This window comes from Stenotrophomonas sp. YJH_SMC_131 (genome assembly GCF_059367975.1).
The window spans coordinates 1-13,297 of sequence record NZ_JCAFRJ010000010.1; the positions used below are offsets into that span (position 1 = coordinate 1).

A 13,297-nucleotide genomic window follows, 5' to 3' on the forward strand; every position below is an offset into this window, starting at 1 on the left:
AAACGTCTGCAAGATGGACAATCATCCTTCCTGCAGGCGCCTTCACAAGATACCTGCGCATACTTTCAAAGATCCGGGGAAGTGGCCTCAGCGCCGTTCCCGTGTGCTGCGAAGTTTCCTTCGTAGCGAGCCGCCCATTATGCCAGACTTTTTCAGTCCGTCAACACCTTCGTTCGATCATCTCGTTCGGCGGTGGTGGGCACCCTGATGTCGCTGAAGCCCCTTGGTGGCGACCCCTGCGACGGGGGAGGAGAAGTATGGCCCCATCCACATCATTTGTGAAGGGGGTGTAGCGATTTTTTTCACCGGATGTTGCATCCGTTCATCCGTCGCGCTGCGGTAGGAACCCGCGAAGCGCAGCCAAGCGTAGGCTTGGCTCTACAAGAGCATAAGGAAGGGCCGGCTGGCGCCGGCCCTTCCCTGCTGTCAGGCAGTGACCAGACGCACGCGGGCGAAAGTACGCTTGCCGACCTGCAGCAGGCCTTCGAAGCCCGGCTGCAGCACCTGCTGGCCATCTTCGACCACTTCACCGTCGACCTTGACCGCGCGCTCCTTGAGCTTGCGATTGGCTTCAGAGTTGCTCGGGGTCAGGCCGGCCGCCGTCAGCAGCGCAGCGATACGCAGTCCTTCGGCCGGAATCGCCACGTCCTGCAGCGGCAGCTGGGTAATGTCACCCTGCCCGGTCACCGCTGCTTCCCAGCCTGCAATGGCCTGCTCGGCCGCCGCGGCGTCGTGGAAACGGGTCGCCAGTTCACGCGCCAGGCGCAGCTTGACCACACGCGGGTTCAAGCCGCCTTTGGCCACCTGCTCGCGCAGCTGCACGGCTTCGGCCTGGCTGATGTCGAAGGACAGCAGTTCGATCCAGCGCCACATCAGGGTGTCGTCCACCTTCATGGTCTTGGTGACGATGTCGATGGCCGGCTCGCTGATGCCAATGTAGTTGCCCAGCGACTTGGACATCTTGTTGACGCCGTCCAGGCCTTCCAGCAGCGGCATGGTCAGCACCACCTGCGGCTTCTGGCCGTGGTGTTCCTGCAGGCCACGGCCCATCAGCAGGTTGAACTTCTGGTCGGTACCGCCCAGTTCGACGTCGGCCTCCAGGGCCACCGAATCGTAGCCCTGCACCAGCGGGTACAGGAATTCGTGGATGGCGATGGACTGCTGGGCGGCATAGCGCTTGGCGAAGTCGTCGCGCTCGAGCATGCGCGCCACGGTGTGCTGGCCGGCCAGGCGGATCATGTCGGCCGCGCCCATCTTGCCGAACCACTCCGAGTTGAAGCGGACTTCGGTACGGCTGCGGTCGAGCACCTTGAACACCTGTTCCTCGTAGGTACGGGCGTTGGCCAGCACGTCATCGCGGCTGAGCGGCTTGCGGGTCAGGCTCTTGCCGGACGGGTCGCCGATCATGCCGGTGAAGTCGCCGATCAGGAAAATGACCTGGTGGCCGAGGTCCTGGAACTGGCGCATCTTGTTCAGCAGCACCGTATGGCCCAGGTGCAGGTCGGGCGCGGTGGGGTCGAAGCCGGCCTTGATCCGCAGCGGACGGCCTTCCTGCAGGCGCGCACGCAGATCCTCGAGCTTGAGGATCTCGTCGGCACCACGGCCGATCAGGGCAAGGGCTTCTTCAATCGAGGACACGTGACTACTCCCGGCAACGCCGATTCTTGTGTGGGGTGTTAAAGCGAAGTTAACCCGATTGGCTTCACAAAAGCCAATGGGCACAAGGGTTTGACGCGGTTTTCTGAGGTGTCTATGGTAACCGGCGATCAGGCCCGCACTCCCAGGCCGCCAGGAAAAAACCGCCGATGCACAATTCCGAACAAGGGCGCGCACGCAAGCAGCGCTTCCAGGAACGCCTCCACGTCCTGCACGACAACACCCTGCATCGGAAGCTCAGGCAACATCTTCCCGCCGCCTTCAATGAGCGCTGGACCCGCCGCCATTGGATGCATGCCAGCCTGTTTGCGACCATCGGCGCCCTGGTGGCGACGATCGTCCCCGGTTTCTCGCACACCATCGATGCCCCCTACGCCGACAGCCACACCAGCCTGGCGCTGCCGTTGCCGCCGCTGACCATGGCCCGCCAGCAGCAGGTGCCGGGTGACAGCTGGCAGGTGCTGCGCGTGCAGCGTGGCCAGACCCTGAGCGACCTGTTCGACAAGGCTGGCATTCCGGCCACCACCCTGCACCGGGTGCTGGACCACCCCGGCGCGCGTGAGGCGTTGACCAAGCTGCGCCCGGGTGCCGAGATCGCCTTCGACATGCCGCTGTCCGGCGACCTGCGCAGCATCCGTTTCGACCGCGATGCCGACAACCGCGTGGAACTGAGCCTGGCCGGCGATGACATCAAGGAGAAAGTGACCAAGCGCGAGTCCTCCACGCGCACCGTGGTCACCAGCGGCGAGATCACCAGTTCGCTGTATGCCGCGGCCCGACGGGCCGGGCTGTCGCCGTCGGCGATCGCGACGATGACCGACGACATCTTCAAGTACGACATCGACTTCTCCAAGGACCTGCAGCCGGGCGACCGCTTCAGCGTGGTGATGGATGAAACCTGGCGCGAAGGCGAGAAGGTGGACACCAGCAAGATCCTGGCGGCGACCTTCACCACCGGTGGCAAGACCTATTCCGGCTTCCGCTTCGACCGCAACGGCAAGTCCGAGTACTACGACATCAACGGCCGTTCGCTGAAGAAGAGCTTCATCCGCATGCCGATCCCGTTCGCGCGGCTGAGTTCGACCTTCGGCGCGCGCAAGCACCCGGTGCTGGGCAAGATGCGCATGCACAAGGGCGTGGACTACGCCGCGCGCACCGGCACTCCGATCATGGCCGCCGGCGATGCCCGCGTGCAGTTCGCCGGCGTGCAGCGCGGCTACGGCAACGTGGTGATCCTCGACCATGGCCGCGGCCACACCACCCTGTACGGCCACATGTCGCGCTTTGCGAACATCAGGACCGGCCAGCGCGTGGCCCAGGGCACGGTGATCGGCTATGTCGGCTCGACCGGCCTGGCGACCGGCCCGCACCTGCACTACGAATTCCGCGTCAATGGCGAGCACCGCAACCCGCTGACCGTGACCATGCCGCCGCCGGAACCGCTGAAGGGCGCCGAGCTGGTCGCCTTCCGCGCGCAGACCGCGCCGGCGATGGCGCGCATCCAGGGCATGGAGAAGCTGATCTACGCCGACGCCAGCCCGGCACCGACCAGCCGCGACGAGGCTGCGCCCGAGGTGGCCAGCGCCAAGGACAAGCAGGCGACCGGCCGCAAGCGCGGCTGAGCGTCTTGCGTTGACGAAGAAGGACGCGGCAGCCCAAGCTTGCCGCGTCCTTTTTTTATGCCTGCCATGAACACGACTGCCGACGCTGACGCCCCCCTGTACCTTGGCCTGATGTCGGGCACCAGCGCCGATGGCATCGATGCCGCGCTGGTGCAGTTCCCCGCCGGCGGTGGCTGCCGCTTCGTGCACGGCCTGACCGCCCGCTGGGAGCCGGTGCTGCGCGCGCGGCTGGTGGCGCTGGGCGAAGGTGGCCCGCTGGAGTCGCTGGAGGAACTGGGCGAACTGGACGCGCGGATCGCGATCAACTTCGCCGGGGCCGCCAATCAACTGCTGGCCGAGGCCGGCGTGGACCGCAGCCAGGTGCGCGCGATCGGCTCGCACGGCCAGACCGTGCGCCACCGCCCGCTGGCCGACCCGGCGTTCACCGTGCAGCTGGGCGACGGCAACCGCATTGCCGAACTGACCGGGATCACGACGGTATCCGACTTCCGCCGCCGCGACGTGGCGGCCGGGGGCCACGGTGCGCCGCTGATGCCGGCCTTCCACCTGGGCATGCTGGGCACCGCCGACGAAGACCGCGCGGTGCTCAACCTGGGCGGCATCGCCAACCTGACCCTGATCCCGCGCGAAGGCGCGGTGCGTGGCTTCGATACCGGCCCGGCCAATGCGCTGATGGACGCCTGGTGCCAGCGCCATACCGGCCGCACCTTCGATGCCGATGGCGCTTACGCTGCCAGTGGCACGTTGGACGAGGGCCTGCTGGCCGGCTGGCGCTCGGACCCGTGGTTCGCGCTGCCGCCGCCGAAGAGCACCGGGCGCGAACAGTTTCACCTGTCCTGGGCCGGAGCCCACATGGGGGAAGGCGAGTACGCCGCTGCCGATGTGCAGGCCACCCTGCTGGAGCTGACCGTGGCGACCGTGGCCGATGCGTTGCTGGCGCAGCAGCCGCAGACCCGGCGCCTGCTGGTCTGTGGCGGCGGTGTGCGCAACCGGCAGCTGATGAAGCGGCTGGCGGCGCGGCTGCCGGAGGTGCAGGTTGAGTCCAGCGCGGTGCATGGGCTGGACCCGGAGTACGTGGAGGCGATGGGTTTCGCCTGGCTGGCGCAGCGGACGATGGACGGGCTGGCGGGCAACCTGCCGAGCGTGACCGGGGCAACGGGCCCGCGGATCCTGGGGGCGATCCACCTGGCGTGAGGTGGGCCGTCCGCGCAGGTGAGGCGCCGTTGTAGAGCCGAGCCCTGCTCGGCTTAGCGCGGGCCGGGCCGGGCCAAGCGCAGCCGAGCATGGCTCGGCTCTACAAAGGCGCTAATCGAAGCCCTGCCCTGCCGGCAGGGCCTGCAGGGCGGCAATCGCGGCGGAGAGGGCGTCCACTTCGGGATCGCCGAAGCCGGAGCGGACCTCCAGTTCACTGCTGAACAGCCCCTGCTCCAGCAAGGCGGCGCAGGTCTGTTCGTGGGTCCAGCCGCGGGCGACCGCGACCCGTCGGATGCGTTCCAGCAGCAGCGGGTCCAGGTCCCGCAGCACAACGTCGGCCATGCTCACTTCCCCGTTCGCAAGGCACCGCCCCCTCGGCGCGTCGGGGGCGATGATCCCGCAGTCCGGGCGGGCAGGCAATCAGGCGACCGGCGGCGGCCCGCGATCGGCGATCCGCGGCCACAGCCACGCCAGCAGCAGCAGGGTTGGCACCACGGTGATCGAGCTGAGGATGAAGAACGTGCTGTAGGACGTGGCTTCGACGATGTAGCCGGAGACGCCACCGACGAACTTGCCCGGCAGGTTGGCCAGCGAGACCAGCAATGCGTACTGGGTGGCGGTGAAGTTGCGGTCGGTCAGCGACGACATGAAGGCCACCAGCACGGTGCCGGCAAAGCCCTGGAACAGGTTGTCGGCACTGAGCGCGGCGTAGAACGCCCACAGCTTGCCCGGATTGTGCGCCATCAGCAGGAAGGCCAGGTTGGACAGCGCCACGCCCAGCGCGGCCACCAGCAGCATGCGGCGGAAGCCGAACGCAGCCACCGCGATGCCGCCAAGGAACGCGCCGCCGATGCCCATCCACACACCGAACAGCTTGGAGACGGTGGCGATGTCGGCCTTGTCGAACCCCGAGTCGAGATAGAACGGCCCGGCCATCACTCCGATCACCTGGTCGGGGAACTTGAACAGGCCGACGAAGGCCAGCAGCACCAGCGCCAGTGCCACGCCATTGCGGCTGAAGAAGCTGGAGATGGGCTGGACGAACGCTTCGGCAATATCGATGCGGCGCTGCACGGCGGTGGCCGGGCGCTGCGGTTCGGCGCACAGCAGGGTGGTGACGATCGGCAGCAGCATCAGCGCGGCCATCGCCAGGTAGGCGACGATCCAGCCTTCGAACTGGGCCAGGTACAGCGCGCCGGCACCGGCCAGGATCAGGCCGATCCGGTAGCCCAGCGTATAGGTGGCGGCCAGCGCCGCCTGGGCGGTCTGCGGCGCGATCTCGATGCGGTAGGCATCGACGGCCGAATCCTGGGTGGCGCCGGCGAACGACGCCACCAGCACCCACATCACCAACGGCCACACGCCCTGTTCGGGCCGCACGAAGGCCAGCGCGACCAGCCCGACCAGCACCAGCACCTGCGACACCAGCAGCCAGGAGCGGCGGCGGCCGAGCCGCCCCAGCAGCGGGAAGGCGTAGCGGTCCAGCAGCGGTGCCCACAGGAACTTGAGCAGGTAGAAGAAGCTGGCCAGGCTGATCAGGCCGATGCTGCCCAGGTCCAGCCCGACGTCGCGCAGGCGCGTGGACAGGGTCTGCGAGGCGATCAGCAGGAACGGCAGGCCACTGCCGAAGCCGAGCATGGCCATGGTCAGCGCCGACGGGGTACCGAAGGCGCGCTTGATGCCGGCCCAGCCCTTGTAGCTGACCGGCGTGGCGGCCTCGGTCACAGGTCGTAGTCCACGGTGAACGGGGCGTGGTCGGAGAAGCGCTCGTCGCGGTAGATCGAGCAGCTGCGCAGTCGGTCACGCAGGCCCGGGGTGATGAACTGGTAGTCGATGCGCCAACCGACATTGTTGGCACGGGCGGCGCCGCGGTTGCTCCACCAGGTGTAGTCCTCTCCGGTGGGGTTGAGCAGGCGGTAGGCATCGGCCCACCCACGGCCGCCGGCGACATCGGTGGCCTGGCCGTGGTCGGCGCACAGCGCGTTGAGCCAGTCGCGCTCCTCCGGCAGGCAGCCGGAGTTCTTCTGGTTGGACTTCCAGTTCTTGATGTCCAGCGCCGAACGCACGATGTTCCAGTCACCGCACAGCACGTAGTCGCGGCCGCTGCGCGCCCACGCTTCGAGGATCGGCCGCAGCCATTCCATCACTTCGAACTTGAAGCCCTGGCGCAGGTCGCCCGAGCTGCCCGATGGGATATAGAAGGAAACCACGCTGAGATTGCCGTAGCGCGCCTCGATGTAGCGGCCTTCGTCGTCGAACGGCGCCCAACCCAGCGAGGTGATGACCTGGTCCGGTTCGCGCTTGCTGTAGATCGCCACGCCGCTGTAGCCCTTCTTGGTGATGGCATCGCGATAGAAGCAGTGGTGGCCGTCCGGACGGAACATCGGGTCGGTCAGCTGGTCTTCCTGGGCCTTGGTTTCCTGGATGCACAGGACGTCGGCGTCCTGGGCACGGAACCAGTCGAGGAAGCCCTTGGTCGCGGCGGAACGGATGCCATTGGCGTTGAAACTGATGATGCGCATGCGGGGGACCTGCGGCGGGAAACCGGGCAAGCATACCGGTTGCCTGCAGGGCTGCGCAGTCCGCCAGGCCGGGCCTGGACGGCTTTCACATGGCGCTGGACGAGCGCAAAACGCCCAGCTGGATTAGGATTTGTGCTCCAAATGAAGATGAATCGAGTTTTGATGAGCGACCACCGCCACCGTTTCCTGCAGCTGGCCCTGACTGCCGACGCCCTGCGCTTCGGCCAGTTCACCCTCAAGTCCGGCCGGCTGAGCCCCTATTTCTTCAACGCCGGTCGTTTCGACTCCGGTTCGCTGCTGTCGCAGCTCGGCGCCTGCTACGCCGATGCCATCGATGCCACCGGGATCAAGTACGACGTGGTGTTCGGCCCGGCCTACAAGGGCATTCCGCTGGCCACCGCGATGGCCTGCGAGCTGGCTCAGCGTGGCCGCGACCTGCCGCTGTCGTTCAACCGCAAGGAAGCCAAGGACCATGGTGAAGGCGGCCAGCTGATCGGCGCGGACCTGAATGGCAAGCGCGTGCTGATCGTCGATGACGTGATCACCGCCGGTACCGCGATCCGCGAAGCGCTGGGCATCATCCGCGCTGCCGGCGGCACCCCGGCCGGCATCGTGGTGGCACTGGACCGCCAGGAGATCGCCTCGGAAGCCGACCGTCGCTCGGCGGCACAGTCGGTGGCCGAAGAAGCCGGCATTCCGGTGATCGCCGTGGCATCGCTGGCCGATCTGCTTGATTTCGCCTCCGGCAACCCGGAACTTGTCGGTTACCGGCAGCCGCTGGAAGCCTACCGGGCCCAGTACGGCGTCCGTTCGATCCGCTGACCGACCAGGGGAAAGGTCATGTCCCGAGTTCCTGCTGTTCTCTTTGCCGGCCTGCTGCTGGCCGTGCCGTTCACCGTGCCGGCGCAGTCGCGCGACGGCGGCAAGGTGGAAAAGAAGCTGTACTGCTGGAACGAGGGCAAGGAGCGGATCTGCAGTGATTCGCTGCCGGCCGATGCGGTCAATCACGCCCGCGAGGAGTTCAACGCGAAGAGCGGCCTGCGCAATGCGCAGGTCCAGCGCGCGTTGACCGACGAGGAGCGCGCCGCAGCCAGCACCGTGGCACAGCAGCAGCAGCTGGACCTGATGGCCGAGCAGACCCGCCAGCGCACCGAGCAGGCGATGCTGTCCACCTATGGCAGCGAGGACGACCTGCGCCGGGTGTTCGCCGAACGCCAGGAAGTGCTGGACAACAACCTGAAGACCGCCGAGTACAACGTCACCAGCCTGCGCGAATCGCTGGTGGCGCTGCTGTCGGCCGCCGGTGACCGCGAACTGGCCGGTGGCAAGGTGGCCGACAAGCAGGCCGAGGCGATCCGCCAGCGGCATGTACAACTGCAGTCGCAGCAACGCCTGCAGGCCGGGTTCCTGCAGCAGCAGCAGGCGCTGAAGGCCGAGATCGACAGCACGCTGCAGCGCTATCGCGAGCTGAAGGGCGTGGCGCAGGCGAGCCAGGCGCCGTGATTCGCCTGTAGCGCCGGGCCCACGCTCGGCGCCGCGTGACCTTGGGAAAGGGCAGCCGAGCATGGGCTCGGCTCTACAGCAGGCGGCGCCTGGTTACGGGTTGGCCCACGGAATTTATGCACTCTTTACGCGTCGGCCCGGTCCGGCGCGTAGTGCGTTTATGGGCGGCAGGACGACGATGACGGCCTGAGGTGGAGGGGTTCCACCAGGTCGCTATTGAAATGTCCCCCTGGCTGTCTTTGTTGTGTGGCGTGCTGGTGCTGGTCGCCGCCGCCTATCTTCTCTATGTCGTGCTGCGGCCCGAATCGTTCTAACGGAGCCGGCCATGACTGAGATGCTTGTCATTCTTGCCGCCAGCCTGCTGCTGGCGTGGCCGCTGGGCCTGTACCTGGCCCGCGTGATGCGCGGCACGCCGATGAAGGTCGACGTGCTGTTCAACTGGATCGAAAAGCCGTTGTACAAGGTGTTCGGCGTCGATCCCTCGCGCGCGATGTCCTGGCGCGGCTACGTGCTGGCCTTCGTGCTGAGCAACGTGGTGGTCGCTGTGTTGACCCAGGCGGTGTTCATGACCCAGGCCTGGTTGCCACTGAACCCGGACCAGATCCCGAACATGCGGTGGGACACCGCGCTGCACACGATGATCTCGTTCCTGACCAACACCAACCAGCAGCACTATTCGGGCCAGGCGCAGCTGTCCTACCTCTCGCAGATGACCGGCATCACCGGCCTGCAGGTGGTGACGCCGATGATGGGCCTGGCGCTGGCGGTGGCGACGCTGCGCGCGTTGTTCTCGCGTGCGCCGCAGGCTGCGGCGGCCACCGGTGCCGGCGATGACCGCCAGGTGGCGGTAGGCAACTACTACGTGGACGTGGTGCGCCTGTGCGTGCGTTTCCTGTTGCCGCTGTGCCTGGTGTGGACCCTGCTGCTGACCAGCCAGGGTGTGCCGTCGACGATGGCCGGTGGCCCGCAGGCCACGCCGATCGATGCCAGCGCCGGCATGACCGGACAGAAGCTGCCGCTGGGCCCGGTGGCGGCGATGGTCGCGGCCAAGCAGCTTGGCGCCAACGGTGGCGGCTGGTACGGCCCGAACAGCAGCTTCCCGCTGGAGAACCCGACCCCGCTGTCGAACGCGCTGGAAATCGTCGGCATCCTGCTGGTGCCGATGGCGGTGATCTTCATGATCGGCGCGTTCACCGGCCGGCGTCGCTTCGGCGCCCTGGTGTTCAGCTGCATGCTGGGCATGTCGCTGCTTTCCACCGGCGCGATGATGTGGAGCGAAGGGCATAGCGCCAGCGCCGCCACCCCGCTGCTGATGGAAGGCAAGGAGGTGCGCTTCGGCGCCGACGGCACGGCGCTGTGGGCGGCGGTGACTACCCAGGTCTCCAATGGCTCGGTGAACGGCATGCACGATTCGCTGGCGCCGCTGAGCGGTGGCATCGCGATGGTCAACATGCTGGTCAGCGCGATCTGGGGCGGCATCGGCTGTGGCCTGCAGCAGTTCATCGTCTATCTGCTGCTGGGTGTGTTCCTGGCCGGGTTGATGACCGGGCGCACGCCGGAACTGTTCGGCCGCAAGCTGGAGACGCCCCAGGTGCGCCTGCTGGCCCTGCTGGTGCTGCTGCAGCCGATCACCCTGCTGGTGTTCACTGCGATCACCCTGGCCGTGCCCGGCCTGGCCGGCACCTCCAACCCCGGCTTCCATGGCATCAGCCAGGTGTTCTACGAGTATGTCTCGGCCTACGCCAACAACGGTTCGGGCTTCGAAGGACTGGGTGACGCCACGCTGTGGTGGAACCTGAGCTGCTCGCTGGTACTGCTGCTGGGCCGCTTCCCGCTGCTGATCATTCCGCTGGTGGTGGCCGCACAGCTGGCCGCCAAGCGCCAGGCGCCGGAGTCTGCCGGCAGCCTGCAGATCGAAACCCCGACCTTCGCCCTGACCCTGGTCTCGGTGATCGTCATCCTGACCGTGCTGCAGTTCATGCCGGCGCTGGTACTCGGCCCGATCGCCGATCACCTGAGCCTGGGACTGCGCTGAGGACACCCTGATGAGTACCCAAGCAAGTTCAACCCGTAGTACCCATGCACCGCGCCCTGCCCTGCTTGATGGCGCCGGCCTGCGCCGTGCGCTGGTCGAAGCGGTGCGCAAGCTGGCGCCGATGCATCTGGTGCGCAGCCCGGTGATGGCGGTGGTGATGGCCGGCACGATCGTCGCCGCGATCGTCACCCTGACCGGCAATGCACCGCTGGGCTTCGGCCTGGCAGTGACCGCCATCCTGCTGGTGACCGTGCTGTTCGGCAATTTCGCCGAGGCAGTGGCCGAAGCGCGTGGCCGTGGCCAGGCCGCCTCGCTGCGCCGTGCCCGCCAGGACCTGGTGGCGCGCCGGCTGGCGGCGCCGCAGCCGGGCGCAGCCGAAGCCCAGGTGCCTGCCGCCGAGCTGCGCCCGGGCGACCATGTGATCGTCAGTGCCGGTGAGCTGGTGCCGGCCGATGGCGAGATCGTGCAGGGCCTGGCCACCATCAACGAAGCGGCAGTAACCGGCGAATCGGCACCGGTGCTGCGCGAGGCCGGTACCGACCGTTCCGGTGTGATCGGTGGCACCAAGGTGCTGTCCGACCAGATCATCGTGCGGGTGACCGCCGAGCCGGGCCACAGCTTCCTGGACCGCATGATCGCGCTGGTGGAAGGTGCCAATCGCCAGAAGACCCCCAACGAGATCGCGCTGACCCTGCTGCTGGCGGCGATGACGCTGACCTTCCTGGTGGTGGTGGCCACGTTGCCGGCGATCGGCGCGGCCGTGGGCGTGCAGGTCGATCCACTGCTGCTGATCGCACTGCTGGTGTGCCTGATCCCGACCACCATCGGCGGCCTGCTGCCGGCCATCGGCATCGCCGGCATGAACCGTGCGCTGGCTGCCAACGTGCTGGCCAAGTCGGGCAAGGCGGTGGAAGTGGCCGGCGACGTCGACGTGCTGCTGCTGGACAAGACCGGCACCATCACCTACGGCGACCGCCAGGCCAGCCACTTCCATCCGCTGGCCGGCATCGACGCCAGCCAGCTGCGCGAGGCCGCACTGCTGTCCTCGCTGGCCGACCCGACCCCGGAAGGCAAGTCGATCGTGCGCCTGGCGCGCGAACAGGGCTGCGCCACCGCCGAGCCGGACCGTGCCGACTACCTGGCCTTCAGTGCCCAGACCCGGATGTCCGGCGTCGATCTGGAGCATGGGCGGCAGATCCGCAAGGGCGCTGCCGATGCGATCCGCACCCACGTGCAGGCGCTCGGCGGCAACGTGCCGGCTGAACTGGCCGGCCGCGTCGAGCAGGTCGCGCGCAATGGCGCCACCCCGCTGGTGGTGGCCGAGGGCCGCCACGTGCTGGGCGTGATCGAGCTGTCGGACGTGGTCAAGCACGGCATGCGCGAGAAGTTCGCACAGCTGCGGGCGATGGGTATCCGCACGGTGATGATCACCGGCGACAACCCGCTGACCGCTGCCGCCATCGCCGCCGAAGCCGGTGTTGATGACTACATCGCCGAGGCGCGTCCGGAAGACAAGCTGGCACGCATCCGCCAGGAACAGGCCGGTGGCCGCCTGGTGGCGATGGTGGGCGATGGCACCAACGATGCTCCCGCGCTGGCCCAGGCCGACATCGGCCTGGCGATGAACTCCGGCACGCAGGCGGCGAAGGAGGCCGGCAACATGGTCGACCTCGATTCAGACCCGGCCAAGCTGCTGGCAGTCGTGGAAGTGGGCAAGCAGCAGCTGATCACCCGCGGTGCGCTGACCACCTTCTCGCTGGCCAACGACGTGTCCAAGTACTTCGCGATCCTGCCGGCGCTGTTTGCCGCTGCGGTTCCGGCCATGGCCGCACTGAACGTGATGCAGCTGTCGAGCCCACGCAACGCGGTGCTGGCGGCGCTGATCTTCAACGCGCTGGTGATTCCCGTGCTGATCCCGCTCGCCCTGCGTGGCGTGCGCTTCCGTCCGGCCACGGCCACCGCGCTGCTGCGCCGGAACATGCTGGTGTACGGCCTCGGCGGCGTGCTGTTGCCGTTCGCGGCGATCAAGCTGATCGACCTCTTCCTTGTCCTGGTATTCGGCGCATGAACCGTTCTGCTTCCACCTCCACCACCCTGCCCCGCGAACCGAAGGCCGAAGCCCGCGTGGCCAGCCTGCAGGACGGCGCCGGCTGGCGCCCGGCGATCGGCCTAGGCCTGGCCACCCTGCTGCTGGCCGGCGCGGTCTACGCCGGCATCGCCACCGGTTTCGCCGGCCTGGCCTACCCCACCCAGGCCGAGGGCAGCCTGCTGCGCGACGGCAACGGCCAGGTGCGCGGCTCGGCATGGTTGTCGCAGCCGTTCACCGGCGATGGCTACTTCCAGGCACGGCCGTCGGCGGCCAACTACGACCCGATGGCCGCGGCCGGTTCCAACCTGGCGCGCAGCAACCCGGCGCTGGCCGAGCGTGTTGCCGCCAGCACGGCGGCGGTGGCCGCGCGCGAAGGTGTCGCCCCGGCGCAGGTGCCGGCCGACCTGGTCACCCAGTCCGGCGGCGGGCTGGATCCGCAGCTGTCGCCGGCGGCGGCGCAGCTGCAGGTGGCACGCGTGGCACGTGCCCGCGGCCTGCCGGTGGAGCGCGTGCAGGCCTTGGTGCAGGCACATACTGAAGGGCGCCAGTGGGGCGTGTTCGGCCAGCCGCGGGTGAACGTGGTGACGCTGAACTTCGCGCTGGACCATGCGGCCAAGGCGCCGTGATGCCGGCCTGCATCGGCTGCGCGCACAATGGCGGCCATGACAGCGGCCCC

Annotated in this window: 12 protein-coding genes; 8 read left to right on the forward strand and 4 right to left on the reverse strand. The window is 67.8% G+C overall.

Annotated features, from left to right (window positions below; translation table 11 throughout):
• Nucleotides 1–426: 426 nt before the first annotated feature.
• Nucleotides 427–1,638, reverse strand: a complete 1,212-nt coding sequence (tyrS, locus tag AC5P56_RS18015) for a tyrosine--tRNA ligase (RefSeq protein ID WP_049441862.1) — start codon at nucleotides 1,636–1,638, stop codon at nucleotides 427–429.
• A gap of 167 nt (nucleotides 1,639–1,805) precedes the next feature.
• On the opposite strand from tyrS, the gene AC5P56_RS18020 reads away from it, so the two are divergent.
• Nucleotides 1,806–3,278: a M23 family metallopeptidase gene (locus AC5P56_RS18020; RefSeq protein WP_032961400.1), complete on the forward strand. Its 1,473-nt coding sequence runs from the start codon at nucleotides 1,806–1,808 to the stop codon at nucleotides 3,276–3,278.
• Nucleotides 3,279–3,344: 66 nt separating this feature from the next.
• Nucleotides 3,345–4,472, forward strand: coding sequence for an anhydro-N-acetylmuramic acid kinase (locus tag AC5P56_RS18025; protein WP_126411635.1), 1,128 nt, complete (start codon nucleotides 3,345–3,347; stop codon nucleotides 4,470–4,472).
• A gap of 111 nt (nucleotides 4,473–4,583) precedes the next feature.
• On the opposite strand, the gene AC5P56_RS18030 is transcribed toward AC5P56_RS18025, so the two are convergent.
• The 3 genes from AC5P56_RS18030 to AC5P56_RS18040 form a co-directional block, all read right to left on the reverse strand.
• Nucleotides 4,584–4,814, reverse strand: coding sequence for a hypothetical protein (locus tag AC5P56_RS18030; RefSeq protein WP_014645678.1), 231 nt, complete (start codon nucleotides 4,812–4,814; stop codon nucleotides 4,584–4,586).
• A 78-nt stretch (nucleotides 4,815–4,892) separates the two neighbouring features.
• Nucleotides 4,893–6,197 carry an AmpG family muropeptide MFS transporter gene (locus AC5P56_RS18035; RefSeq protein WP_014645677.1) on the reverse strand — a complete coding sequence of 435 codons (1,305 nt, stop codon included), beginning with the start codon at nucleotides 6,195–6,197 and terminating at the stop codon, nucleotides 4,893–4,895.
• The gene (locus AC5P56_RS18040; protein WP_041862998.1) at nucleotides 6,194–6,994 is read right to left on the reverse strand and encodes an exodeoxyribonuclease III; all 801 of its coding nucleotides are present in this window, start codon (nucleotides 6,992–6,994) and stop codon (nucleotides 6,194–6,196) included. The genes AC5P56_RS18035 and AC5P56_RS18040 overlap by 4 nt, the downstream gene beginning before the upstream one ends.
• A 162-nt stretch (nucleotides 6,995–7,156) precedes the next feature.
• Here AC5P56_RS18040 and pyrE point away from each other — a divergent pair, with 162 nt between their 5' ends.
• The 6 genes from pyrE (at nucleotide 7,157) to kdpC (ending at nucleotide 13,247) form a co-directional block, all read left to right on the forward strand.
• Complete coding sequence (pyrE, locus tag AC5P56_RS18045) at nucleotides 7,157–7,816, forward strand: orotate phosphoribosyltransferase (RefSeq protein ID WP_032961411.1); 660 nt, start codon at nucleotides 7,157–7,159, stop codon at nucleotides 7,814–7,816.
• 18 nt (nucleotides 7,817–7,834) lie between these two features.
• Nucleotides 7,835–8,497, forward strand: a complete 663-nt coding sequence (locus AC5P56_RS18050; RefSeq protein WP_032961414.1) for a hypothetical protein — start codon at nucleotides 7,835–7,837, stop codon at nucleotides 8,495–8,497.
• A gap of 221 nt (nucleotides 8,498–8,718) precedes the next feature.
• Nucleotides 8,719–8,811 (forward strand): potassium-transporting ATPase subunit F, encoded by a 93-nt coding sequence (locus AC5P56_RS18055; RefSeq protein ID WP_005407770.1) that lies wholly within the window; start codon nucleotides 8,719–8,721, stop codon nucleotides 8,809–8,811.
• A gap of 11 nt (nucleotides 8,812–8,822) precedes the next feature.
• Nucleotides 8,823–10,532 carry a potassium-transporting ATPase subunit KdpA gene (kdpA, locus tag AC5P56_RS18060; protein ID WP_014645673.1) on the forward strand — a complete coding sequence of 570 codons (1,710 nt, stop codon included), beginning with the start codon at nucleotides 8,823–8,825 and terminating at the stop codon, nucleotides 10,530–10,532.
• Nucleotides 10,533–10,542: 10 nt separating this feature from the next.
• Entirely contained in the window at nucleotides 10,543–12,600 is a 2,058-nt protein-coding gene (gene kdpB, locus AC5P56_RS18065; RefSeq protein ID WP_495231840.1) for a potassium-transporting ATPase subunit KdpB, read from the forward strand.
• Complete coding sequence (gene kdpC, locus AC5P56_RS18070; RefSeq protein ID WP_014645671.1) at nucleotides 12,597–13,247, forward strand: potassium-transporting ATPase subunit KdpC; 651 nt, start codon at nucleotides 12,597–12,599, stop codon at nucleotides 13,245–13,247. Before kdpB ends, kdpC begins: the two co-directional genes overlap by 4 nt.
• Nucleotides 13,248–13,297: the final 50 nt, after the last annotated feature.